Here is a 23,265-nt window from a genome sequence, read left to right on the forward strand (position 1 = left end):
TTGTGCATTTTGTCGGGGCGGAAAGTGCAAGATCGCCGAGAAACGGGTCAGGGGCGGGGGCGGGGACGGGGTTGGCAGCGGGGGCAGCTGTAGGAGGAGCGGTTCATGAAGGGCTCGCGGCGGATCGGGGCACCGCAGCGGGGGCAGGGCTGCCCCTCGCGTCCGTACGCGTTCAACGATCGGTCGAAGTAGCCGCTCTCGCCGTTGACGTTGACGTAGAGGGCGTCGAAGCTGGTGCCACCCGCGGTGATCGCCTCGCCGAGTACGTCCCGCACGTGCGCGAGCAGCCGGTGGGCGGCCGGGCCGGTGAGCGCGTCGGTGGACCGCGTGCCGTGCAGCCCGGCTCGCCACAGCGCCTCGTCGGCGTAGATGTTGCCCACGCCGGAGATCAGGCTCTGGTCGAGCAGCGCCCGCTTGACCTCGGTACGCCGCCGACGCAGCGCGGCCACGAACTCCGTGTCGGGGAACTCCGGATCAAGCGGATCACGGGCGATGTGGGCGATCTCCGCCGGCAGCATGCCGCCGCCCTCGCTCACCGACAGCCCACCGAACGTGCGCTGGTCGACGAAGCGCAGCTCCGGACCGCCGTCGTCGAAACGGAACCGGACCCGCAGGTGCGCCTCGTCGGGCGCGTCCGCCGGTTGCAGCAGCAGTTGCCCGGACATCCCCAGATGCCCGACGACAGCATCCCCGCTGTCCAGCGGTAGCCAGAGATACTTCCCGCGCCGGCAGACGTCGAGCACCTTCCGGCCGGCCAGCACGTCGGCGAAGTGCGCCCCGCCGGGCACGTGTCGACGGACCGCCCGGGGATGGCGCACCTCCACCGAGTGGATCCGGCGGCCGGTGATCCAGCGGGACAGGCCCTGCCGGACGGTTTCCACCTCCGGCAGCTCAGGCATGGTGCGCCTGGGCCTCGACCTCGTCCACCGGGTTCCGCTGGCCGTCGACCGCCCCGTTCACCTGCTCGTCGACCGCGCCGTCGGCGGTCGTCCCGGCCTGGTTAACGGTCTGCTCAGCCTGCTCGGCGGTCTGCTCAGCCTGCTCGGCGGTCTGCTCAGCCTGCTCGGTGAGAATCCGCCACGCCGACTCCGCCGCCCGCTGCTCGGCTTCCTTCTTGCTCCGCCCGTCGGCACCGCCGTACCGGTTGCCGGCGACCACCACCCACGCGGTGAAGGTCTTCAGGTGGTCCGGCCCGGTGCCCTCGATCCGGTACTCCGGCACGCCGAGGCCGAGCGCGGCGGTCAGTTCCTGGAGGCTCGTCTTCCAGTCCAGCGCGGCGCCCCGGCCGGCGGAGTCGGCCATCAGCGGGTCGAACAACCGGTGGATGACGATGGCGGCGGTGTCCAGGCCGTACTGGAGGTAGATCGCGCCGAGCAGCGCTTCGAGGGTGTCGGCGAGAATGCTCGCCTTGTCCCGGCCGCCGGTGGTCTCCTCGCCCTTGCCGAGCAGCAGGTAGGGGCCGAGCCCGTCCGGGCCCAGGCCGCGCGCCACGTCGGCGAGCGCACGCATGTTGACCACGCTGGCGCGCAGCTTCGCCAGCTGGCCCTCCGGCAGGTCGGGATGGTTCTGGAAGAGCGCGGTCGTGATCACCACACCCAACACCGAGTCGCCGAGGAACTCCAGCCGCTCGTTCGTGGGCAGGCCGCCGTTCTCGTACGCGTACGAACGGTGGGTGAGCGCGCGTTCCAGCAGCTCCGGGTCCAGCGAGACGCCGAACGCGGCCTCCAGGTGGCCGATTGCGGGCCGCCGACGCTTGTCGTTGCTCATGATGTGCGTACCTCGGTGTCGGTCGTGCGATTGGTGCGGTCCCCGCCGAGCAGGGCGGCGACCCGCTCGGTGGCGTCGCGCCGCCAGAGGTGGGCGGCCAGGGCGATGCCGGAGGCGATGTCGTCGGCGCGGGCGGCGCCGTGGCAGACGACGACGGTGCCGGCCACCCCGAGCAGCGCCGCCGCCCGGGGCGCGCCGCCACCGGGCGGGGTCCCGCCGGCCATGGCGTACGCGCCTTCGATGGCTTTGAGCAGCACGTTACCGGTGAACCCGTCGGTGACCACCACATCGGCACGGGTGCCGAGGCAGACGTCGTACCCCTCGACCAGCCCGACGTAGTGGGCGTCGCCGGGCAGTTCGGCCGCGCCGAGCAAGGGGTCGGTGAGCCGGCGCGCCCGGTCACCCTTGCCGGCTTCGGTGCCCACGGAGAGCAGCCCCACCCGGGGCGCGGTGATGCCGTGGGCGACCGAGGCGTAGGCGGCACCGAGGGCGGCGTTGCGGGCGAGGGTCGCCGGGCTCGGCTCCAACGAGCCACCGACGTCGAGCAGGACGACGGTGCCGGAGACGGCGGGCAGCGCGGCGGCGAGGGCCGGGCGCCGGACATCGGGCCAGCGACCGAGGACGAGGGCGGCGGCGGTGACGGTCGCACCGGTGGAGCCCGCGGAGACCAACGCATCGGCGTACCCGGCCCGAACGGCGGCCACGGCGGCCCGGACGGTGGAGTCGGCACGTGCCGCGCTCGGGTCGTCGGCCATGTCGACGACGGAGTGGGTCGGTCGGAGCGTGATCCGGTCCCGTTGTGCCGGGTCCAGGGCGTCGATCAACGCGCCGGCGGCCCGGGTCGGCCCGACGAGAAGCAGATGCAGGTCCGGGTCGTCGCACACCGCCCGCAGAGCGCCGTCCACCACGACGGCGGGAGCGTCGTCCCCGCCGAGGAGGTCAACGGCGATCCGTGCGACGCCCGACTCCGTCTCGACGCCGACCGGCCTGGGCCGGCCGGCGTCGGCCGGAGTTGCGGACGACCGCCGGGGGGTGTGCGTCACCCGACCTGTGGTCGGGGACGTCACGCGCCGTCCGGGTCAGACCTCAAGGACCTGGCGGCCGTTGTAGGTGCCGCAGACCGAGCAGGCGGCGTGCGGCAGCTTCGCGGACTTGCACTGCGGGCAGGCGACGGTCGCGACCGCCGCGGCCTTCCAGTTCGCCCGGCGGGACCGGGTGTTGCTGCGCGACATCTTGCGCTTGGGGACGGCCACGGTTCTTACTCCTCTGTACGGGTCAGTTGCGACAGGCCCGCCCAACGCGGGTCGATCTGCTGGTGGCTGTGATCGGCCGGCAGATCGTCCCGGTGCACCCCGCATTCGGGGCACAGACCTGGGCAGTCCTGACGGCAGAGCGGATTGTTCGGCAGCGCGAGCACCACCGCGTCCCGCAACGCCGGTTCCAGGTCGATCAGGTCGCCCTGCATTCGACCGACCTCATCCTCCTCGGTGGTGGCGTCCGTGGTGCTGTTCTCGTACGCGTACAGCTCCTGGATCGTCACCGTCACCGAGTCGTTGATCTCGCGCAGGCAGCGACCGCACTCGCCCCGGATCGGACCGCTCACGGTCCCCGAGACGAGCACACCCTCGGACACCGACTCCATCCGCAGATCGAGGTCGAGGTCCGCGCCCTCCGGCACGCCGATCAACTCCAGGCCGAGGTCCGACGGTGCCGGAACCACCCGTTCGACGGTACGCAGAGCACCAGGTCGGCGCGGCAGTTCCCTCGTGTCGAGGACCAGCGGCGACCTGGGGTCGGGTGAAGTGGGTGAGTTCTTGGGCATAATCAGACTCCGGCCGGTGAGAGGCCGACAAACGAGGTTACCTGGACGGACGCCCCATCGTCGAACCGGGGTGACCAGCCGGAGCGGCGGTCGGTCCCGGCGATGGCGGGCAGTCCGGTCGGCGGCGGACGATCCGTTCGGCGGCGGCGGTGCGGGGGTCAGAAGGGCAGCGGCCGCTCCGCCTCGTCCCCGGCGAAGGTGCCGATCTCCCGCAGCGCGTGCATCTTGTCCCGGCCGCGCTCTATCGAGGCCAGCGCCCGGGTGAGGAACTGTTCGAAGTTGGCCAGCGCGGTGTCGACGTAGTCGTCGACCTCCTCGCGCAACCGCTGTGCCTCCGCCCGGGCCTCGGCGATGATCCGGGCGCCCTCGTGCTCGGCGGAGACGGTGATCTCGTTCACCGATACCAGGCGGGCGTGTTCCGCCTCACCCTCGCTGATGATGCGGTCGGCCTCCCGCTTGCCGGCCTCCATGATCTTGTCCCGCTCCTCCAGCAGGGCGGCGGCGCGACGCAGGTCGGCCGGGAGTCCCTCGCGCAGGTCGTCGAGGGCCCCGATCATCTCGGCCCGATCGACCATGCAGTTGTTGCGCGACATGGGCACGGAGCGCGCCTGCTCCACGATGGTGATCAGTTCGTCGATGCGGTCGAGCGGGTCCACCGGTACCTCACTCCTGTCATTCGTCGGGCCGACCTACATCATGCGGCCTGCGGCCGGTTTCCCGCCTCACCCAATGATGTCGTCCCCCACCAACCCCGCACCGACCCCTCCCCGGGCGTGTCGCCCCACCCCACCTCGCGATCTTGCACTTCCTGCCCCCGCAAACCACGCCGAAAGCGACAGAAAGGCGACCAGTAGTGCAAGATCGCGGGATGGGGCGGGTGGGGGGTCAGGGGGGTGGGGGGGTCAGGCGGGTTTTGAGGGCGTCGCGGACGACGTCGGGTACGTGGGGGGTGACGTCGCCGCCCCACTTGGCCACGTCCTTGACCAGGCTGGACGAGAGGAAGGAGTAGAGCGGGTTGGTCGGCATGAACAGCGTCTCGACCCCGGCGAGGCCGATGTTCATCTGGGCCATCTGCAACTCGTAGTCGAAGTCGCTGACCGCCCGCAGTCCCTTGATGAGTACGGTCGCCCGCTGCGCCCGGCAGAAGTCCACAAGCAGACCCCGGAAGGACGCCACCCGCACGTTGCCGTAGGAGGCGGTCACCTCGCGGAGCATGTCGATCCGTTCCTCGACGGTGAACAGGCCGCTCTTCGACTGGTTGACCAGTACGCCGACGATCACCTCGTCGAACAGCCGGCTGGCCCGGCCGATGATGTCGAGGTGACCGTTGGTGACCGGGTCGAACGAGCCGGGACACACCGCACGTCTCATGATCGGCGACCGTACCAAAGGGTGGTCTCGCCGTACCGGCGACTGCGCTGGCCAGTGATGCCTTCCACCCAATCGACCGGTCCGCCACGGCTGGACCGCTCCACCACCACCAGCGCCTCGGACGCCAGCCACCCGCCGTCCACCAGAGCGGCGAGCATCGCGTGGATGCCGTCGTCCGGCAGCGCGTACGGCGGATCGGCGAAGACGACGTCGTACGGATCGCCCGCCACACCGGCGGCCAGGACGGTGGCGACCTTGCCGGCGACCAGCCGGGCCGAGGCGCCCACCCGCAGCGCCGCCAGGTTCTCCCGGATCACCCGGGCGGCCCGCGGGTCGGACTCGACAAGCAGTGCGTGCCCCGCGCCCCGCGACAGCGCCTCCAGGCCGACCGCACCCGACCCGGCGTAGAGGTCGGCGAAGCGGGCACCGTCCAGGTCCATTTCGGCCTCGATCGCGCTGAACAACGCCTCACGCACCCGGTCGGAGGTGGGGCGGGTGCCGGCACCGGACGGGGCGGTGATCCGCCGGCCACCGAGGCGGCCGGCGACGATGCGGGTCATCGCGCGCTCCTGCTCACCGTCCTGACGCTACGCGAGCCGGAAATCGGAGCGGGCGGCCCCCGCGTGATCACTGAGGGTGGATCAATGATCTCGCATTCATAACATCTTACTTAAGCTTCCCTGAGGGCTGTTTCGTTTCTCGCGATCTCGCTAGGGTCTGCCCGGTGCCGGCGTCATGGCCGCCGGCCATCGGCACGGGAGGCACCCTCTCAGGCGCGGCATCGTGCCGCCAGCGCCGTCCGTCCCGCCCGCGCCGACACCTGACGCTCTTCACCCCGGGAGTACGCGTGATCCGACCCAAGCTGTCGCTACGGCGGCCGCTGGCTGTCCTGGCAGCCGCCCTCATCGGCCTGACCGGAGCAGCGGCGGTGGCCACCCCCGCCAGCGCCCACCACACCACCATCACCGGCACCGTCGCCTGCGACCAGCTCAGTGGCGAACGGGTGATCACGTGGAAGGTGGCCAACAGCGAGAAGTGGAAGACGGCCACCATCAAGAAGGTGACCGCCGAACCGTCCACCCCGGTTCAGGTGCTCGTGCCGGGTAACGAGCCCGTCGACCTGGAGGACGTCGCCATCCCCGGTGACAGCTTCGTCGAGGCTGTCCAGCGGGTGCCGGGCGACACCGCGAGCGCGAAACTGACCGTCGAGGCTCGGTGGGGCATCCTCCGTAAGCAGACCAACGAGGGCACCATCAACCTCGCTGCCGACGGTGCCTGCACCCCGGCGCCGAAGTGCGTCGACGCCAGCGAGGCGAAGTACAGCCACACCTTCGACGGCCCGAAGGGCACGGCGACGGTCAAGCTGGACGGTGACCTGCCGCTGTGCGGCGACGAGAAGCAGTACTTCACCCTGGTGTCGTACTTCGCGCCGCGCCCGCAGTTCGCCACCCCGCAGTACGTCTACGGCGAGCCGGACAGTGACTTCCTCGGCGCCGGCCAGCACGAGATCGAGCTGAACGTCGGTGTCCCGGACTGCCACACCCAGGTCGACCTGATCTGGGGCGGCGTCGACGAGGTCATCGACCCGCTGGTCGAGGACGGCCCGCGCTACGGCTCGAAGAAGCTGGGCGAGAACGCTGCTCCCGGCAACCGCTCGTCGGGCCCGAAGGGCTGGTACAACGGCGGCAGCAAGAACTGCACCACCCCGGCGTCCACCTTCGCCTCCGCCTGCGACGGCAGCGTCACCGTCTCGCTGAGCAACGACGGTTCGCTCTCGAAGTACGCGGTCGAGTTCGAGGTTCGGGGCGAGAACGGCTGGTCCAAGACCGTCACGGTCGAGCCGGGCAAGGCCGACAACGAGACCGTGGTGCCCGCCGAGAACGCCGGCAAGATCGAGGTGCTGGTCGACGGCGAGGTCATCGAGAACGGCACGTACTCCTGGGAGCGTCCGGAGGACTGCCCGCTGCCGACGGTGACCACCGACGCCGACTGCGAGACCTTCGGGCTGACCGCCTCGAACCCGGAGGGTGGCATGCCGGTCAAGGTGGAGTTCACCTACGGCGACAAGACCGAGACCCGTACCGTCGCGCCGGGCTCGTCGGAGAAGGTCACCTTCCCGGCCGGTGACGAGGAGGCGGCGCTGGTCGTCCTGCCGGAGCTGGGCCTGGAGCTTGAGGTCGTCTACGCGCCCGAGGGCTGCGGTGGCGGTGGCGGCGGCGAGGAGCCGGGCCTGCCGGTGACCGGTGCCGCGGCCGGCGGCATCGCCGCGGGCGCGATCGCCCTGCTGGCGCTGGGCGCGGTCCTGTTCGTGATGGCGCGGCGGCGGCGGATCCACTTCACCGCCTGAGCCGAGCTGAGCTGACCCGCCCCGGTCACCCCGTTCCACGGGTGACCGGGGCGGTTCGCTGTCCCGCCCGGAAACGGGCGCCAGGCAAGCAGAAAGGCCGGCGACCCGGAAGCTGCTCAGCCCTTTTCGAGGTACTCGGCGCGGTCGGCGTCGACGAGCGCGGCCACCGAGGCGGCGAGCGCCGGATGCCGGGTCAGCTCCGGATCCTCGTCGACCAGGGCGATCGCCTCCGCCCGCGCGTCCCGGATCAGGTCCGCGTCGCGCAGCAACGACAGCAGGCGCAGGTGCGAACGACGGCCGGACTGGGTGGCACCCAGCACGTCCCCCTCCCGCCGCTGTTTCAGGTCCAACTCGGCGAGCTTGAAACCGTCGGTGGTGGAGGCGACCGCGTCCAGCCGCTCCCGGGCCCCGCTGCCCTCGGCCGCCTCGGTCACCAGCAGGCAGAGCCCGGGCGCGCTGCCCCGGCCGACCCGGCCGCGCAACTGGTGCAGTTGCGAGACGCCGAAGCGGTCGGCGTCCAGCACCACCATCATCGTCGCGTTGGGAACGTCCACCCCCACCTCGACCACCGTGGTGGCCACCAGCACGTCCAGCTGACCGGCGGCGAAGGACCGCATCACCGCGTCCTTCTCGTCGGCCGGCAGCCGACCGTGCAGGACACCGATCCGTAGGCCGTGCAGCGGCCCGTCGGCCAGCAACGGCGCGACGTCGGTCACCGCCAGCGGTGGCCGCCGCTCCGAGTCGTCGACCGCCGGCGGCTCCTCCTCGGCCCCGGACGTCGAGTCCCCGATCCGGGGGCAGACCACGTACGCCTGGTGGCCGGCGGCAACCTCCTCCCGCAGCCGCCGCCAGGCACGATCGAGGAAGGCCGGCTTCTCGGCGGCCGGCACCACGTGCGAGGCGATCGGCGATCGACCACGCGGCAGCTGGGACAGGGTGGAGATCTCCAGGTCGCCGTAGACCGTCATGGCCACCGTACGAGGGATCGGGGTGGCGGTCATCACCAGTACGTGCGGCGGCTGCTCCGCCTTGGCCCGCAACGCGTCGCGTTGCTCGACCCCGAACCGGTGCTGCTCGTCGACCACGACCAGACCGAGATCGGCGAAGTCGACCCCCTCGTAGAGCAGGGCGTGGGTGCCGAGCACGATGCCGGCCGCGCCGCTGGCCACCTCGGCCAGCGCCCGACGCCGCGCCGCCGCGCCCAGCGAGCCGGTGACCAGTTCCACCCGGGTGGCGTGCTCGGCGGCACCCAGCTCACCGGCCTGGGCGAGCGGACCGAGCAGGTCGAGCATGCCCCGGTGATGCTGGGCGGCGAGCACCTCGGTGGGAGCCAGCAACGCGGCCTGCCCGCCCGCGTCGACCACCTGGAGCATCGCCCGCAGCGCCACCACGGTCTTGCCGGAGCCGACCTCGCCCTGCAACAGCCGGTGCATCGGGTGACCGGTCGCGAGGTCGGCGGCGATCTCCACGCCGACGTCACGCTGCCCGCCGGTCAGCTCGTACGGCAACCGAGCGTCGAACGCGTCGAGCAGACCACCCGCACGCCCCGGTCGGGGGCGCGCGGGCGACGCGGCGGCGTCCCGCTTGCGGCGGACCAGCGTCACCTGCACGGCGAACGCCTCGTCCCACTTCAGCCGCCGACGGGCCCGGTACAGCTCCTCCCGGCTCGACGGCCGGTGGATCTCCCGTAGCGCGGTGCCCAGTCCGACCAGGTTCCGACTGGCCCGCACCGTCGCCGGCAGCGGGTCGTCCGGCGGTGCCACCGTGTCCAACACCACCCGGACGCAGCGGGCGATCACCCAGGTGGGCACCGCCGCCGCGGCCGGGTAGACCGGAATGAGTGCCCCGGCGAACTCCTCGATCTGCTCGCTGGCCGCGACCTCGGTGTCAGTCTGTTCACCGAGCAGGACGTACTCCGGCCCGTTGAGCTGCCGCCGGCCCCGGAACTCGGTGACCTTTCCGGCGAACAGCCCCCACCGGCCCGGCCGCAGTTCGCGCTCGCGCCACGCCTGGTTGCCGAAGAAGGTGAGGGTGAGGCTGCCGCCGGAGCCGTCGCCGACGGTGACCTCCAGCAGGTTGCCCCGCCGCTGACGCATCGGGCGTACGGCGGTGCGCTGCACCTGGGCCAGCACGGTGACCTGCTCGCCGACGTCCAACGCGCGGATGTCGGTGTGCTCGCCACGCTCGTCGTAACGGCGGGGGAAGTGGTAGATCAGGTCACCCGCGGTGTGCAGGTCGAGGTGGCCGGCCAGCGCCTTGGCGGTCTTCTCCCCGACCAGCTTCTTCAGCGGGGTGTCCAGATCGGACGACTCGGCGGTCACTCGACACCGACCAGCAACGGGTGATGCGGCTGCCCGCCCGGGTACTCCTGCACCTCGACGAAGGGCCAGCGCGCCGTGATGTGCGTGCGTACCGCGTCGACCAGCCCGTCGGGGGCGTCGGCGCCGACGAGCAGGGTGACCAGTTCGCCGCCACCGCCGAGCATCCGGTCGACAAGCGCGACGCAGGTGTCCACCAGGTCGACGCCGATCAGGTTCACCTCCCCCTCGACCAGGGCGAGCACGTCACCGGCACGGCACGGGCCGGCGACGGTGAGCGCATCCCGGCCGGCCCGGCACACCTCGGCGTACCGGCAGGCACCGGCCGCCTCGGCCATCGCGATCACGTCGTCGGCGAAGCGACGCCCCGGATCGCGCACGGCCAGCGCCGCCAGCGCCTGCACCGGTGAACGGGTCGGTACCACGGCCACCTCCACCCCCAGCCGGTGCGCCTCCTCGGCGGCCCGGTTCGCCACCGTCTGCGCGTCCGGGTCGTTGGGCAGCACCACCACGCGAGCCGCGCCGGTGGCGCGTACCGCGTCGAGCAGTTCCCCGGTCGACGGGTTGCCGGGCACCACCACCGCCCCCTCGGCGGCGAGCAGCTCGGCGATCCCGGCACCGGCGGCCACCACCACGGCGGCCCGCCCGTCGGACGACCGGGACGGTACGGGCTCCGGTTGGTCGGCGAAACGGGTCACCGCGATCTGGTGCGGGCGACCGGCCACCACGCCCGCCTCGATCGCCGCGCCGACGTCGTTGACGTGCACGTGGACCTGCCAGGTCCCCTGATCACCGACGATCACCAGAGAGTCGCCGATGGTGGCGAGTGTGGCCCGCAACCGCTGCACCGCGGCGGGCTCGGCGTCGAGCAGGAACTGCACCTCGTAGGCGTACTCGGCCGACCCGGTCTCCCGGGCGACGGTGACCGGCGGCCGCGCCGACGGGAGGCTGGGTGCCGGCCGCACCGGGCTCTCCCCCGTGACCACCTCGGCCAGGGCGTCGAGCAGCAGGCACAGCCCCTGCCCACCGGCGTCGACCACGCCGGCCCGGGCCAGCGCCGGCAACTGCTCGGGGGTGCGGACCAGTGCGCCGGCCGCGGCGTCGGCCGCCGCCCGGGACACCACGCGCAGCTCGTCGCTGCCGGCCGTCTCGGCCGCGTCGGCGGCGGCCGAGACCACGGAGAGCAGCGTGCCCTCCACCGGGCGGGCCACCGCCGTGTACGCCGCGTCGGTCGCCTCGCGCAGCGCCGCCGCCAGCTCCCGGCCCCGTACCTGCGGGGCGGCGGCCAACGCGTCGGCGAGACCGCGCAGGATCTGCGCCAGGATCACCCCGGAGTTGCCCCGCGCGCCGAGCAGGGCGCCCCGGGCCATCAGGCGCAACGCGTGCCCGTGCGCGGTCGCGATGCCGTCGGCGTGGGTGTCGAGATCCATCGCCAGCGCCTGCTGCGCGGAGGTGAGGGTGAGCACCAGATTGGTGCCGGTGTCACCGTCGGGCACCGGGTAGACGTTCAGCTCGTCGATCTCACCCTGGTGCCGCTTGAGCGCGGCCAGGCCGCTGGCGCACCAGCGGCGCACGGCGGCGGCGTCGAGGGTGTCCAGCACGGTGGCAGCCTACTGGCGTACGCTGACACGCGCCCGGCACCGGGTGGGTGCGCCCCTGTCGGGTTTCCCGGGCGCTGTTGTCCGCATCAGTGGCTGTGCCGTCCCGGTGGCCGAGCCCGGTTGGGCAGGCGTTAACCCCATCGGGTACCCTGGCCAGGTTGCCCGGGCTGCGCCTGGTGCCGACTTCATGAACGTTTCAATCCCAGGAGTATCCCGTGGCTAGCGTGTGCGACGTCTGTGGCAAGGGACCGGGCTTCGGCCACAACGTGTCCCACTCGCACCGGCGGACCAACCGCCGCTGGAACCCGAACATCCAGTCGGTGCGCACCCCGGCCGGTGGCGGCACGACCAAGAAGCTGAAGGTCTGCACGTCCTGCATCAAGGCCGGCAAGGTCGCCCGCGCCTGACGCGGTAGCACCGGGACATCACGACCGTCGAAACCGGCGGGCCCCAGCGGGCCCGCCGGTTTCGGCGTGTCCGCAGCCAACCGGCCGGATCAGAGGCTACGACCGAACGACAGGCAGCCGGGCTCGTCGGCGTAGAAGCCGAAGTTGGGGATCCGCTCGTAGCCGGCCGCCTTGTACAACGCGATCGCCTCGGGCTGCCGGTCACCGCACTCCAGGATGATCCGTCGGCGGCCGTGCTCCCGGGCCGAGCGTTCGATGGCAGCCAGCACCGCGCGGGCCACCCCCCGCCCCCGCGCCTGCGGCGCGGTGTACATCCGCTTCAACTCGGCGGTCTCCTCGCCGTGGCTGCGCCAGCCGCCGCAGCCCACCGGCTGCCCGTCGATCCGGGCGACCAGGAACGCCCCGGCCGGTGGTACGAACTCGGTCGCGTCGACCGGGGTCTCGTCGCCGCTGCCGCCGTACCGGGCGCCCAGGTCGGCCAGGGTCGCGGTGATCAGCCGCCGGGCCACCGGAGAGTCGAACGGCACCATGTGGATCTCGATTTGGGGCACCCGTGCAGGGTACGACCCGACCGGCGGCGCTCCGCCGGGTGGCCCGTGATCAGCGAAAATGGTCCCATCCGGGCGGGCCGTCGAACGGTCGGCCGTCCACCGTCACCCCGGCGCCCTCGGTGACCCGGCCGATCGCCCGCCAGCCCGGCGGCAGGGTCGTCGCCGGGGGAAATGTCGCCGCCAGTGCGTGGTCGTCACCACCGGCCAGCAACCAGGCGTACGGGTCGACGCCGAGCGCCTGCGCGGCGTCGCGCATCTGCGGCGGCACCTCGAAGGCGTCCCGGGTGATGTCGACGGCCACCGCGCTGGCCTTCGCCACGTGCCCGAGGTCGGCGAGCAGCCCGTCCGAGACGTCGATCATGGCGGTGGCGCCGAGCCGGGCCGCCTGCGGTCCGGCCGGGTAGGGCACCTCCGGCCGGCGATACGCCTCGACCAGCAGCCGGGGCGTCCGGAAACCGCGGGAGAGCACGGTGAACCCGGCTGCCGCGTACCCGGTGCGACCGGCCAGGGCGAGCAGGTCACCGGGGCGGGCACCGGCCCGGGTCACCGGTGACCGACCGCCCAGGTCACCGAGCGCGGTGACCGCGATGGTGAGCGTGGGGCTGGCGGACATGTCCCCACCGACCACGCTGGCACCGACCCCGGCCGCCTCGGCACCGAGGCCGTCGGCGAGTTGCTCCATCCACCCGGTCTCCACGTCGGCGGGTACACAGAGCGCTACCAGCAGGGCCGTCGGCTCGGCGCCCATGGCCGCCACGTCGGCGAGGTTCGCCGCTGCCGCCCGCCGGCCGATGTCGTGCGCACCGGACCAGTCCCGGCGGAAGTGCCGCCCCTCGACCAGCACGTCGGTCGTGGCGACCACCCGGGCGTCCGGCGCGGCGACCACCGCCGCGTCGTCACCCGGGCCGAGCAGCACCGTGGCGCCGTACGACAACCGGGCGGTCACCCGGTCGATCAGCCCGAACTCGCCGACACCCGCCACGCTCACGACGGCACTCCGCTTCGCTGCGTGCCGCCGTGAGGCACCACCGCCCTGAGCCTGATGGCTCGCTCGCTGCGCCCGCTCACGACAGCACTCCGCTTCGCTGCGTGCCGCCGTGAGGCACCACCGCCCTGAGCCTGATGGCTCGCTCGCTGCGCTCGCTCACTGCTTCTCCTTGGCGACCGATCGGGATCAGCCCTGGTCCGTAAGGTACTTTCTCCCTTCGGGCCGCCTTGCGGGCGGCGACGGAGGGAGGTCGAGTCGTGGTACAGGCGTACATCCTCATCCAGACAGAGGTCGGCCGGGCACGTGACGTGGCCGGTCTCATCGCGGATCTCGCCGGCGTGGTCCGCGTCGACGCGGTCACCGGACCGTACGACGTGGTCGTGCTCACCGAGGCGAACACCGTCGACGAGCTCGGCAAGCTCATCGTCAGCAAGGTGCAGATGGTGCCGGGCATCACCCGCACCCTCACGTGTTCGGTGGTGCGCCTGTAAGTGGACGAGCAGCCGAGATCCCCCGTCGCCCAGGCCGACCGGCCGGACGCGAAGGCACCTGACCGGACCAACCGCAGCGCGGCGCTGATCGCCACCGCGGTGGCGCTGCCGGTGGCCCTGCTGGTGGGCGCGCTCGCGCTGAGCAATCTCTCGCCGGAGGAGCCAGCCGCCGCCCCGCAGCCGTCGGCGACCACGCCCGGCCCGATCTCCACCGCGCCGGTCGAGATGGCAGCTCCCCAACTCGGTGAGCGCCCGACCGTCGTCTGCCGTGCACTGCTGTCCCAACTGCCCGATTCGATCCGCGACCTGCCGCAACGACCGGTAAGTGCCGGGCCCGAGCAGAACGCCGCGTACGGCGACCCGGCGCTCACGGTGGCCTGCGGTGGCGACGAGCCGGAGATCAAGCCCGACGACCACCTCTACCTGGTCAACTCGGTCTGCTGGTACGCGGTGGAGGGGCCGGACGCAACGGAGCTGACCACGGTCGACCGGGAGGCGGCGGTGACCCTGCGGGTGCCGAACTCCTACGGCGAGGCGTTGCAGTGGGCCTCCCCGGTCTCCGCCACCATCGTCGAGTCGATCCGGTCGTCCGGCGCGGCACCGTCCGGCTGCACCTCCTGACGCCTCGGGCACGGCCCGTGTCGGGGCTGCCCGGCGACCGTCGCGCCGGGTCTCAGTACTGCCCGGCCCCCCGGGTCAGCGCCGTCCGGATGAGCCGGTCGACAAGCTTCGGGTACTCCAGGCCGGCCGCCGCCCACATCCGGGGGAACATCGAGGTCGGCGTGAAGCCGGGCATAGTGTTGATCTCGTTGAGGTAGACGTCGAGGTCGGGCGTGACGAAGAAGTCGACCCGGGCCAGACCGGCGCAGTCCAGCGCGGTGAACGCGCGTACGGCGTAGTCGCGCACCTGCCGGGTGACCCGCTCCGGCAGGTCGGCCGGGATGTCGTACTCGCAGGCGGTGTCGGCGTCGATGTACTTGGCCTCGAAGTCGTAGAAGTCGTAGTCGCCGACCACCCGCACCTCGGCCAGCACGGACGCCTCCGGCGCGCCGCCGGCCTCGCCCTCCAGCACGCCGCACTCGATCTCGCGGCCGACGATGGCGCCCTCGACCAGCACCTTGCCGTCGATCTCCCGGGCGGTGGCGAGAGCCGCGTCCAGGTCGTCCCAGTCGCTGACCTTCGTGATGCCGAAGGAGGAGCCGGCCCGGGAGGGCTTGACGAAGACCGGCAGGCCCAGCCGCCGCTTGTCCGCCTCACTGAGCGTCGTTCCGCTGCGCAGCACCGCGTACGGGCCGACCGGGATGCCCTCGGCGGCGCAGAGCTTCTTGGTGAACTCCTTGTCCATCGCGGCGGCCGAGGCGAAGACCTTCGCGCCGACGTACGGGATGCCGGCCATCTCCAGCATGCCCTGGATGGTGCCGTCCTCACCGTAGGCGCCGTGCAGGACCGGGAAGACCACGTCCACGTCGGCGAGCGCCCGGGGCCCCTCGGTCGGGTCGAGCACCAGCAGTCCACCGCCGGTGGGGTCGGCACGCAGCACGATGTCCGTACCGGACGCCGCGGTGATCTCCGGCAGCCGGCGGGCGTTGATGGCCAACTGACCGGGGTCGCCGCTGGTGAGTACCCACTGGCCAGCCCGGGTGATACCGACCGGTACCACCTCGAACTCGTCCGGGTCCAGCGCGCCGAGCACACTGCCGGCGCTGACGCACGAGATGCCGTGTTCCGGGCTGCGGCCGCCGAAGACGATCGCCACGCGGGTCTTGCCTGGGGTGGTCACTGTGATCACCTTTCCGGGACGCACTGCTGGCGCTCTCCCGGACGACCTTACTGTGCGTGGCGGGTGGAGGTTGCCGATACCCTGCGGCAACGCGACTCGGCCGCAAACGGTCAACCAGTCATATACGCAACGTAACCGTACGGTCGTGGTCAGCCGGCCAGTTCGCGCTCGCCGTACGCGTGCCGGCGTCCGATGGCGAGCACCTTGACCCGCTGCCGGCCGGCCCGCACCATGCCCAGCGCCATGAAGGCGCCCGCGATCCGGTCGGCCGCCTCGCGGCTGCTCGCACCGACCACCTGGCGGCGACGCTCAGGGGCCAGCCGCTCGTTGCGGCCGTCCACCTCGTACGGGCGGACGTCGCTCAGCACCACCAAAAAGCGTGTCATCGCCGGCCGCCCCGGCACTCGCCGAAAACCCGCTGACCAGTCCGCACGTCGATTCCCTTCCGGTGGCCGACCAACTGGCGTGGCACGCGGCGGTCAGGTACGGGGGAAAACCCGACCGCCGCGCGCCTCATCCCCTCCGGTCGCTCACCACCACCGTCGCCACGACAACCGGCGGTGAGGACGTGCTAACAGATTGACAGCTCCATAGGCGTGAATGCAACTCTCACCGGCGTTCTCTCATGTACAGCTTCCCAAATACGTGCGACTATCTATGTATGGCTCCGAAGACCGCACGCGCCCGCCGGTTGGGCATCGCCCTGCGCCACCATCGCGAGGCCGCCGGCCTCACCCTGGAGACCGCGGCTGACGAGATCAACAGCACCCGCAGCACGCTCTCCCGCTACGAGAACGCGCAGACCCTGGTCAGCCCGGCCACCGTGCGCGCCCTGCTCACCCTCTACGGGGTCGGCGCGGACGAGGTCGCGGCCGCCGTCCAGCTCGCCAAGGACGCGCGCAAGCCGGGCTGGTGGGTGTCCTACTCGTACCTGCTCGACCGGCGCACCATCGACTTCATCGCGCTGGAGGCCGAGGCCGTGGCCATCGCGAACTTCGAGCCGTCGGTGGTGCCGGGCCTGTTGCAGACCGCTGACTACATCCGCGGCGTGATGCGCGGCGGACCGCACACCCTCAGCGACAACGACGTCGAGGAGCGGGTGCGCATGCGACTGGACCGGCAGCAGCGGATCTTCGAGGAAGACCCGCCGATCTTCGACGCGATTCTCGACGAGGCCGCGCTGCTCCGCCCGGTGGGTGACGACTCCGCGCAGCAGGGCCAACTGAGCCACCTGCTCAAGATGAGTGAGCTGCCGAACATCACCGTGCAGATGATCCCGTTGGTGGCCGGCTACCACCGGGGCACCCGGGGCTCCCTGCACATCCTCGAATTCGCCGACCCGGAGGATCCGATCATCGCCTCCGTGGAGACGGTCGCCGGGCAGATGATCCTCGACCGTCCCGGCGACCTGCGTACCTGCACCAAGATCATGGAGCACCTGCGCACCGTCGCGCTCAGCCCGACGGACAGTCGCGAGGCTATCTTCAAACTCCTGAAGGGACGGTAAGGCGATGACACCGGAGATCAGCGCGGCGGTGGCCGTGACGGGATGGCGCAAGAGCAGCCACAGCGGTGACGAGGGCGCCTGCGTCGAGATGGCGGTCGTCCCCGGCACCGTCGCCGTACGCGACTCCAAAGACCCGCACGGCCCGCTGCTGAGCTTCCCGCCGGCCGCGTGGAGCGCCTTCACGCAGGCACCGCCAACCCGCTGAGCGGCGCAGGCACCGCCAACCCGCTGAGCGGCGCAGGCACCGCCAACCCGCTGAGCGGCGGAGGAACCGCACCCCAGAGCCGCTGACCGGGCCGGTAAGGGCACCGCCGGCCCGGTCAGCCCCTCCGTCGTCGTCCGCTCAGTCGCCGACCAGTGGCGGCGGCGACGGCAACGCCCGGATCGCCTCCAGCGCCGCCAGCGCCACGCCCCGCGCACCAGCCATGTCGCGCTCCGGCACCAGGGCGAAGGTGGCCAGGGCGGCCTGCTCCACCCGGAGCAGGGTGTGCTCCCGCACGGCGGCCAGGAACCAGTCGCGGAACACCGGGTCCGTCTCCACCACGCCGCCGCCGACGAAGTACGCATGCGGATCGGTGAAGTTCGCCGCGATGGTGAACAGGGCACCGAGCGCCCTCGCCTGCTGGGCAAAGATCTCCCGGGCCAGTTCGTCGCCCCGCTCGCCGTAGCCGCGTACCAGTTTCGCCGCCCGCTGCGGCGACTCGCCGGCCAGTGGATGCCCCGGGAAGCGGGTCAACCAGTACGGCAGCAGGTTGTGCTCGATCGCGGTCAACGACACGACGCTCTCGACGTCACCGGCGAAACCGCAGGCGCAGGTCGGCACCGGCTGTCCCGGCGCCAACACGCTGGTCAACGGAATCTGCACGTGCCCCAGTTCGCCGGCCATCCCCGCCGCACCGGAGATCACCCGGCCGTGCTCGATCAGGCCACCGCCAAGTCCGGTGCCGACGATCGCCGACACCGACGAGCGCCGCATCGCGTCGGTCCCGAAATGAACATGATGGGCGTAGAGCGCGGCCGCGTTGCCGTCGTTGTGGTAGATCACCGGCAGACCCAACCGACGTTCGAGGGCGCCCCGGACGTCGTAGCCGCGCCAGGCCGGCTGGGAGAAGTTCGTGGAACCCTTCGACGAGATGACGCCGCCGGCACTGGCCGGGCCGGGGGTGTCCAGACCGACCGCACCCACCTGGTCGCGGGAGACCCCGGTGAGGGCCAGCACGCCGTCGAAGGCGTCGGACATCGCCGCCACCGCCGCCTCCGGTCCCTCCTGCACCCGGCTCGGCGTCTCCACCAGGCGATCGACCAGGAACCGTCCGTCAAGCGTGAGCACGGTGGCGTTGTTTGTCGTGCCACCGTTGTCGATCCCGACGACCACCGTTGCGCTGTCCACCCGAGTTCCGCCTCCCACCGTCACAACCTGACGTGAGGCTAGTTCTCGTACCGCCCGCCCGCCACGTCGTCCGGGCATCGGCCCGTCATCGCGATGGCGTCGGAGGCGTCGTCACGCACCACCGACGGCACCAGCCCGGCCTCGGTCAGCACCGCCCGGAACCGCTCGACCTGCGTCCGGCCGACCTCCACCACCAGGTGTCCGCCCGGCGCGAGCCAGTCCGGCGCGGCAGCGGCCAGCCGACGCAGCACGGCCAGCCCGTCCGGCCCACCGTCGAGCGCGGCGGCGGCCTCGTACCGGCGGGCCTCGGGCGGCAGCAGGGCCATCGCGACCGTCGGCACGTACGGGGCGTTCGCCACCACCAGGTCGAGCCGGCCACGCCAGGCCGCCGGCAGCGGATCGAAAAGGTCCCCGACGAGGACGGGCACTCCCATAGCCGTGAGGTTCCGCTGGGCACAGGCCACCGCCGCCGGATCGACGTCGACCGCGGCCAGCAGCCGGGGTGCGGCGAGTCGACGCGCCAACACCCGGCTGATCGCACCGGCGCCGCAGCACAGCTCCACCACCGTCGCCGCCGGCCCGGTCACCGCCACGGCCGTCGACACCAGCAGGGCGGTACGCGCCCGGGGTACGAAGACGCCCGGGTCGACCTCGATCCGCTCGCCGCAGAACTCCGCCCAGCCCAGCAGGTACTCCAACGGTTCGCCGGCGACCCGCCGATCGACCAGGTCCGCAAGCGTCTGCGGGCCGGCGTCGACGGCCAGCAGCAGGCGGGCCTCCTCCTCGGCCCACACACAGCCGGCCCGCCGCAGCCGGGCGACCAGGGCGGCGTACCCGACCGGGAAGACCGGCGTGCCCATCAGGCCGCGGCGTCCAGCGCGGCCGCGACGTCGGCGACCAGGTCGGCGGGGTCCTCCACGCCGCAGGAGAGCCGGACGAAACCGGGCGCGGTGTCGTCGCCCCACTGCGCCCGCCGGTCCGCGGTGGTGTGCAGGCCGCCGAAGGAGGTCGCCGCGACGACCAGCCGGGCCGCGTCGAGGAAGCGGGCGACCCGTTCGGCGCTACCGAGGTCGAAGGAGAGCACGCCCGGCATCCGCCGCAGCTGCCGCACCGCCACCGGGTAGGCCGGGTCGTCCGGCAGGCCGGGCCAGCGCAGCCCGGCGACGTCGGCGCGCCCGGCCAGCAGTCGGGCCAGCGCCTGCGCGTTCGCCGTCTGCCGGGCCAGGCGCAGGTCGAGGGTGGCCAGCGACCGGTGGGCCAGCCAGGCGTCGAACGCGCCCGGCACGGCACCGGTCGCGGTACGCCAGGCGGTGACCGTCGACAGCAGTTCCGCCGACCGGGTGGCGACGTAGCCGAGCAACAGGTCGGAGTGACCGGTCAACGCCTTCGTGCCGGAGGCCACCACCACGTCGGCACCGAGGTCCAACGGCCGCTGCCCGAGCGGGGTGGCGGTGGTGTTGTCCACGGCCAGCAGGGCACCGGCGGCGTGCACCCGCTCGGCGAGCGCCGGCAGGTCCACCACGTCGAGCCCCGGGTTCGCCGGCGTCTCCACCAGCACCAGCCGTACCCCGTCGAGGTCCGGGTACGGACCGGCGGTCGGTGCGAACAGCACTCGTACGCCGTTGCCGGCGAGGGTGTCGGTGGCGAAGGCGCGCACCGGGAAGTACCCGTCGGCGGGCAGGACCACCGCGTCACCGGCCCGTAGCACCGCCAGCAGCAGCCCGGTTATCGCCGCCTGACCGCTGGCGAAGACCCGGCAGTCGCCGCCCTCCAACTCACCGACCGCGGCCTCCAGCAGCCGGCGGGTCGGGTTGTCCGGACGCCCGTACCCGTTCGGGGCCGCCGCCGGCCCCTGCACCGGGTCGAGATGGTACGGCGCGGCGAAGACCGGCCCGGGCAGGAACGGCGCGCCCGGGGTGGGCTCGGGCAGGCCGGCGTGCACGCAGCGGGTGCCGTCCCCCTGCGCCGGCTGGTCGTGCGGCTCTGGGGTGTCACGCTCGCTCATGGTGCTGCTCACTCCGGCTTCGTGGTACGACTCATCAGGGCCTGGACCGCCAGCCGGGGATCCACCCCCTCGTGGCAGACCAGCTCGACCTGCTCGGTGATCGGCATCTCCACCCCGTGCGCGCGGGCCAGATCCCGGATCGCCAGCGCGCTCTTCACCCCCTCGGCGGTCTGCCGGGTGGCCACCCGCGCCTCCTCCAGGGTGGCACCCCGGCCGAGGTGCTCGCCGAAGGTGCGGTTGCGGGCCGACGGCGACGAGCAGGAAGCCACCAGATCACCCATCCCGGCCAGGCCGGCGAAGGTGAGCGGATCCGCGCCGAGGGCGACCCCGAGCCGGGCGGTCTCGGCCAGCCCACGGGTGACAAGCATCGCCCGGGTGTTGTGGCCGAAGCCCATCGCCGTGGCGATCCCGTACGCCAGCGCGATCACGTTCTTGACCGCCCCGCCCAGCTCGCAGCCGATCACGTCGTCGTTCGTGTACGGGCGGAAGTAGGGCGTGGTGATCGACCGCTGCACCAGGGTGGCCCGGTCGGAGTCGGTGCAGGCGACCACGGTGGCCGCTGGTTGCTCCGCGGCGATCTCCGGGGCCAGGTTGGGGCCGGACACCACCACCACCCGGTCCGCGGCGACCCGGGCGGTCTCGACGATCACCTCGCTCATCCGCTTGGTGGTGCCGAGCTCGATGCCCTTCATCAGCGACACCAGGGTGGCCTCGGGGTGCAGGTGCTCCACCCACTCGGCGAGGTTGCCGCGCAGGGTCTGCGACGGCACCGCCAGCACCACCATCTCGGCACCCTTGATCGCCTCGACCGGGTCGCCGGTCGCGGTGACCCGCTCCGGCAACACCACGCCGGGCAGGTACTCGGGATTACACCGCTCGGCCCGGATCACGTCGGCGATCGGCTGGCGCCGCGCCCAGAGCGTCACCTCCCGGCCGGCGTCGGCGAGGATCTTCGCGAACGCCGTACCCCAGGACCCCGCCCCCAGCACCGCCACCTGCCCACTCACGCCGCCGCCTCCCTACGGTCGGCGCCGCCATGAGGCACCACCGCACCGCACCGATGATTCGCTCGCTGACGCTCGCTCATGCCGGCACTCCGCTGACGCTCCGCGCCGCCATGAGGCACCACCGCACCGCACCGACGATTCGCTCGCTGACGCTCGCTCATGCCGCCGCCTCCGGGCGCTGGCGGTCGGGCTGGGGGCGGGTGGAGCGCTGCCACAGCGGCGGGGGCGTGCCACCCCGGATGTCTGCGAGCATGTCCCGCAGCCGCAGCATGATCACTTCGGTCATCTCCTCCAACACCTGACGGCTCGGGGCGGTGCCGGCCCAGCGGCTCAGGTCGATCGGCGGCCCGGCCACCACGGTCACCGGGATACGCGGTCGCAGGTTGATCCGGGCGCGGCGCGGATCGAAGATCCGCTCCGGTCCCCACATCGCCAGCGGCACCACCGGGGCGCCGGTGGCCAGCGCCAGCCGGGCCGCGCCGGTCTTGCCCTTCATCGGCCACAGGTCCGGCTCCCGGCTGGTGGTGCCCTCCGGGTAGATGATCACGGCTCCGCCCGCGTCAAGCGCCTTGACCAGGGCGTCCAGCGACTTCACCGCGTCGACCGAGCCCCGCTCGACCGGAATCTGCCGGCACCGGTGCAGGATCCAGCCGATCACCGGCACCTTGAACACGCTCGCCTTGCCGAGGAACTGCGGCCATCGCCCGGCGTCGAAGACGAAGTGCGCGGAGACCAGCGGATCGGCATGCGAGATGTGGTTCGGCACGATGATCACCGGACCGTCCTGGTCCAGGTGCTCCATCCCCCGCCAGGTACGCCGGGTCCATACGGTCATCACCGGCTTCACCAGCACCACGGCGAACCATTGCCAGAATCCCAGCCTCCGCCGACCCACCGTGCCTCCTCATGCCCGCCCCGACCCGCCACCGGAGGAGCCCGGTGAGGTCCGCAGCGGAAATCATGCCTGCTCGCCCCGGGTACGGCCAGTGAGGGTACCGCCGCCCGGCTGGCAGGATGGCAGGCGTGACTCAGCCCTGGACGGTGGTGGTGCCGGTCAAGCGCCTGGCAGCCGCGAAGACCCGGCTGCGTGGCGGGCTGCCGGGCGTACCCCACCAGGAGCTGGCTCTGGCGCTGGCCGCCGACACCCTGGCGGCGGTGCAGGACTGCCCGGGGGTGGCCGAGGTGCTGGTGGTCACCGACGATGCCCGGGTCGCCGGCGTGGCCCGGTCCGGTGGTGCCCGGGTGCTGCCGGACGTCGCGGCCGGGCTCAACGCCGCGTTCCGGCACGGCGCGGCGGACGCCGCCGGCTGGGTGGCCGGGCTGACCGCCGACCTGCCGGCCCTGCGCCCGGCCGAGCTGGCGGCGGCGCTGCACGCGGCGCTCACCGGACCGCCCGGGGTACGCCGGTTCGTGACCGACGCCCCGGGCACCGGCACCGTGCTGCTGGCCGCCCCGCCCGGCGTACCCCTGGACCCGCGCTTCGGACCCGGCTCAGCCGCCGCGCACGCCGCCAGCGGCGCCCGTCCACTCACCGGCGGCTGGCCGAGCCTGCGGCGTGATGTGGACACCGCCGACGACCTGGCCGCCGCGGCGCGACTCGGGCTGGGTCCGCGCACCACGTCGCTGGCCGCCGGCTGCCTCACCGAGTCCTTCTCCACCTGAACGGCGGGTGTGCGCGCCAGCCGGAGGGTTCGGTACGGTGCTGGCATGCAGGGCACGGTGGCGACCTTCGACGCGGCGACCCGCGGCGGACTGCTGCTGCTTGACGACGGCACCGAGTTGCCCTTCCCGCCCCGGGCGTTCGACGCCTCCGGGCTGCGCCTGCTCCGCCTCGGTCAGCGGGTGCGCGTGGAGACCGACGCCGCCGGCGACGTCGTCCGCGTGACGCTGCCGACGATGTCCTGACAACCCGC

At 72.5% G+C, this 23,265-nt stretch carries 27 protein-coding genes; 8 read left to right on the forward strand and 19 right to left on the reverse strand.

All coding sequences use genetic code 11. The features are described from left to right. Nucleotides 1–47: 47 nt before the first annotated feature. From mutM to rsmD, 8 genes are all read right to left on the reverse strand, one after another. Complete coding sequence (mutM, locus tag KBX00_RS22385; protein ID WP_210830028.1) at nucleotides 48–899, reverse strand: bifunctional DNA-formamidopyrimidine glycosylase/DNA-(apurinic or apyrimidinic site) lyase; 852 nt, start codon at nucleotides 897–899, stop codon at nucleotides 48–50. Then, entirely contained in the window at nucleotides 892–1,767 is an 876-nt protein-coding gene (gene rnc, locus KBX00_RS22390; protein ID WP_301548412.1) for a ribonuclease III, read from the reverse strand. Before rnc ends, mutM begins: the two co-directional genes overlap by 8 nt. Further along, complete coding sequence (locus KBX00_RS22395) at nucleotides 1,764–2,717, reverse strand: phosphate acyltransferase PlsX (RefSeq protein ID WP_307869051.1); 954 nt, start codon at nucleotides 2,715–2,717, stop codon at nucleotides 1,764–1,766. The genes rnc and KBX00_RS22395 overlap by 4 nt, the downstream gene beginning before the upstream one ends. Nucleotides 2,718–2,846: 129 nt before the next feature. Continuing rightward, nucleotides 2,847–3,020, reverse strand: a complete 174-nt coding sequence (rpmF, locus tag KBX00_RS22400) for a 50S ribosomal protein L32 (RefSeq protein WP_091435485.1) — start codon at nucleotides 3,018–3,020, stop codon at nucleotides 2,847–2,849. A 5-nt stretch (nucleotides 3,021–3,025) separates the two neighbouring features. Next, a complete protein-coding gene (locus KBX00_RS22405; RefSeq protein WP_210830031.1) occupies nucleotides 3,026–3,589 on the reverse strand; it encodes a DUF177 domain-containing protein in 564 nt (187 codons plus the stop codon). A gap of 158 nt (nucleotides 3,590–3,747) precedes the next feature. After that, nucleotides 3,748–4,245: a hypothetical protein gene (locus KBX00_RS22410; protein ID WP_210830032.1), complete on the reverse strand. Its 498-nt coding sequence runs from the start codon at nucleotides 4,243–4,245 to the stop codon at nucleotides 3,748–3,750. Between the two features lie 229 nt (nucleotides 4,246–4,474). Then, on the reverse strand, nucleotides 4,475–4,960 hold the full coding sequence (gene coaD / locus KBX00_RS22415; RefSeq protein ID WP_210830033.1) for a pantetheine-phosphate adenylyltransferase: 486 nt from the start codon (nucleotides 4,958–4,960) through the stop codon (nucleotides 4,475–4,477). Next, nucleotides 4,957–5,520: a 16S rRNA (guanine(966)-N(2))-methyltransferase RsmD gene (gene rsmD, locus KBX00_RS22420; protein WP_210830034.1), complete on the reverse strand. Its 564-nt coding sequence runs from the start codon at nucleotides 5,518–5,520 to the stop codon at nucleotides 4,957–4,959. The genes coaD and rsmD overlap by 4 nt, the downstream gene beginning before the upstream one ends. A gap of 287 nt (nucleotides 5,521–5,807) precedes the next feature. Between rsmD and KBX00_RS22425 the strand changes: the two genes are divergently transcribed. Continuing rightward, a complete protein-coding gene (locus tag KBX00_RS22425) occupies nucleotides 5,808–7,307 on the forward strand; it encodes a cell wall anchor protein (protein ID WP_210830035.1) in 1,500 nt (499 codons plus the stop codon). Between the two features lie 116 nt (nucleotides 7,308–7,423). Here KBX00_RS22425 and recG read toward each other — a convergent pair whose 3' ends face one another. Continuing rightward, nucleotides 7,424–9,628: an ATP-dependent DNA helicase RecG gene (gene recG / locus KBX00_RS22430; protein ID WP_210830036.1), complete on the reverse strand. Its 2,205-nt coding sequence runs from the start codon at nucleotides 9,626–9,628 to the stop codon at nucleotides 7,424–7,426. Then, nucleotides 9,625–11,226: a DAK2 domain-containing protein gene (locus KBX00_RS22435; protein WP_210830037.1), complete on the reverse strand. Its 1,602-nt coding sequence runs from the start codon at nucleotides 11,224–11,226 to the stop codon at nucleotides 9,625–9,627. Before KBX00_RS22435 ends, recG begins: the two co-directional genes overlap by 4 nt. A 215-nt stretch (nucleotides 11,227–11,441) precedes the next feature. Here KBX00_RS22435 and rpmB point away from each other — a divergent pair, with 215 nt between their 5' ends. Further along, nucleotides 11,442–11,633: a 50S ribosomal protein L28 gene (gene rpmB, locus KBX00_RS22440; protein ID WP_093401721.1), complete on the forward strand. Its 192-nt coding sequence runs from the start codon at nucleotides 11,442–11,444 to the stop codon at nucleotides 11,631–11,633. Nucleotides 11,634–11,722: 89 nt separating this feature from the next. On the opposite strand, the gene KBX00_RS22445 is transcribed toward rpmB, so the two are convergent. Together KBX00_RS22445 and KBX00_RS22450 are read right to left on the reverse strand one after the other, a co-directional pair. Further along, on the reverse strand, nucleotides 11,723–12,163 hold the full coding sequence (locus KBX00_RS22445; protein ID WP_301548422.1) for a GNAT family N-acetyltransferase: 441 nt from the start codon (nucleotides 12,161–12,163) through the stop codon (nucleotides 11,723–11,725). 70 nt (nucleotides 12,164–12,233) lie between these two features. Continuing rightward, a complete protein-coding gene (locus KBX00_RS22450) occupies nucleotides 12,234–13,172 on the reverse strand; it encodes a thiamine-phosphate kinase (RefSeq protein WP_210830039.1) in 939 nt (312 codons plus the stop codon). A 257-nt stretch (nucleotides 13,173–13,429) separates the two neighbouring features. Here KBX00_RS22450 and KBX00_RS22455 point away from each other — a divergent pair, with 257 nt between their 5' ends. Together KBX00_RS22455 and KBX00_RS22460 are read left to right on the forward strand one after the other, a co-directional pair. Then, entirely contained in the window at nucleotides 13,430–13,663 is a 234-nt protein-coding gene (locus tag KBX00_RS22455; protein ID WP_013284547.1) for an Lrp/AsnC ligand binding domain-containing protein, read from the forward strand. Next, nucleotides 13,664–14,284, forward strand: coding sequence for a DUF3515 family protein (locus KBX00_RS22460; protein ID WP_210830040.1), 621 nt, complete (start codon nucleotides 13,664–13,666; stop codon nucleotides 14,282–14,284). A 52-nt stretch (nucleotides 14,285–14,336) separates the two neighbouring features. Here KBX00_RS22460 and KBX00_RS22465 read toward each other — a convergent pair whose 3' ends face one another. Next, complete coding sequence (locus KBX00_RS22465) at nucleotides 14,337–15,443, reverse strand: D-alanine--D-alanine ligase family protein (RefSeq protein ID WP_210830041.1); 1,107 nt, start codon at nucleotides 15,441–15,443, stop codon at nucleotides 14,337–14,339. 149 nt (nucleotides 15,444–15,592) lie between these two features. Further along, nucleotides 15,593–15,829: a hypothetical protein gene (locus KBX00_RS22470; protein WP_210830042.1), complete on the reverse strand. Its 237-nt coding sequence runs from the start codon at nucleotides 15,827–15,829 to the stop codon at nucleotides 15,593–15,595. 275 nt (nucleotides 15,830–16,104) lie between these two features. Between KBX00_RS22470 and KBX00_RS22475 the strand changes: the two genes are divergently transcribed. Continuing rightward, nucleotides 16,105–16,950, forward strand: a complete 846-nt coding sequence (locus KBX00_RS22475) for a helix-turn-helix transcriptional regulator (RefSeq protein ID WP_210830043.1) — start codon at nucleotides 16,105–16,107, stop codon at nucleotides 16,948–16,950. 4 nt (nucleotides 16,951–16,954) lie between these two features. Continuing rightward, complete coding sequence (locus tag KBX00_RS22480) at nucleotides 16,955–17,155, forward strand: DUF397 domain-containing protein (protein WP_210830044.1); 201 nt, start codon at nucleotides 16,955–16,957, stop codon at nucleotides 17,153–17,155. Between the two features lie 138 nt (nucleotides 17,156–17,293). On the opposite strand, the gene KBX00_RS22485 is transcribed toward KBX00_RS22480, so the two are convergent. The 5 genes from KBX00_RS22485 to KBX00_RS22505 all read right to left on the reverse strand — a co-directional run bounded on the left by KBX00_RS22485 (nucleotide 17,294) and on the right by KBX00_RS22505 (nucleotide 22,247). Beyond that, on the reverse strand, nucleotides 17,294–18,340 hold the full coding sequence (locus KBX00_RS22485; RefSeq protein ID WP_307869048.1) for an ROK family protein: 1,047 nt from the start codon (nucleotides 18,338–18,340) through the stop codon (nucleotides 17,294–17,296). 38 nt (nucleotides 18,341–18,378) lie between these two features. Then, nucleotides 18,379–19,200 carry a putative protein N(5)-glutamine methyltransferase gene (locus KBX00_RS22490; RefSeq protein WP_210830046.1) on the reverse strand — a complete coding sequence of 274 codons (822 nt, stop codon included), beginning with the start codon at nucleotides 19,198–19,200 and terminating at the stop codon, nucleotides 18,379–18,381. Next, nucleotides 19,200–20,345, reverse strand: a complete 1,146-nt coding sequence (locus KBX00_RS22495) for a cystathionine gamma-lyase (RefSeq protein ID WP_210830047.1) — start codon at nucleotides 20,343–20,345, stop codon at nucleotides 19,200–19,202. Before KBX00_RS22495 ends, KBX00_RS22490 begins: the two co-directional genes overlap by 1 nt. An 8-nt stretch (nucleotides 20,346–20,353) precedes the next feature. Next, on the reverse strand, nucleotides 20,354–21,352 hold the full coding sequence (locus tag KBX00_RS22500; protein ID WP_210830048.1) for an NAD(P)H-dependent glycerol-3-phosphate dehydrogenase: 999 nt from the start codon (nucleotides 21,350–21,352) through the stop codon (nucleotides 20,354–20,356). A 157-nt stretch (nucleotides 21,353–21,509) separates the two neighbouring features. After that, nucleotides 21,510–22,247: a 1-acyl-sn-glycerol-3-phosphate acyltransferase gene (locus tag KBX00_RS22505; RefSeq protein WP_210830049.1), complete on the reverse strand. Its 738-nt coding sequence runs from the start codon at nucleotides 22,245–22,247 to the stop codon at nucleotides 21,510–21,512. A gap of 128 nt (nucleotides 22,248–22,375) precedes the next feature. Between KBX00_RS22505 and cofC the strand changes: the two genes are divergently transcribed. After that, nucleotides 22,376–23,014, forward strand: coding sequence for a 2-phospho-L-lactate guanylyltransferase (gene cofC / locus KBX00_RS22510; RefSeq protein WP_210830050.1), 639 nt, complete (start codon nucleotides 22,376–22,378; stop codon nucleotides 23,012–23,014). A gap of 45 nt (nucleotides 23,015–23,059) precedes the next feature. Next, nucleotides 23,060–23,257, forward strand: a complete 198-nt coding sequence (locus tag KBX00_RS22515; protein WP_210830051.1) for a cold-shock protein — start codon at nucleotides 23,060–23,062, stop codon at nucleotides 23,255–23,257. Nucleotides 23,258–23,265: the final 8 nt, after the last annotated feature.

The sequence above is a fragment of the Micromonospora sp. C95 genome (genome assembly GCF_018070465.1).
GTDB lineage: Bacteria > Actinomycetota > Actinomycetes > Mycobacteriales > Micromonosporaceae > Micromonospora.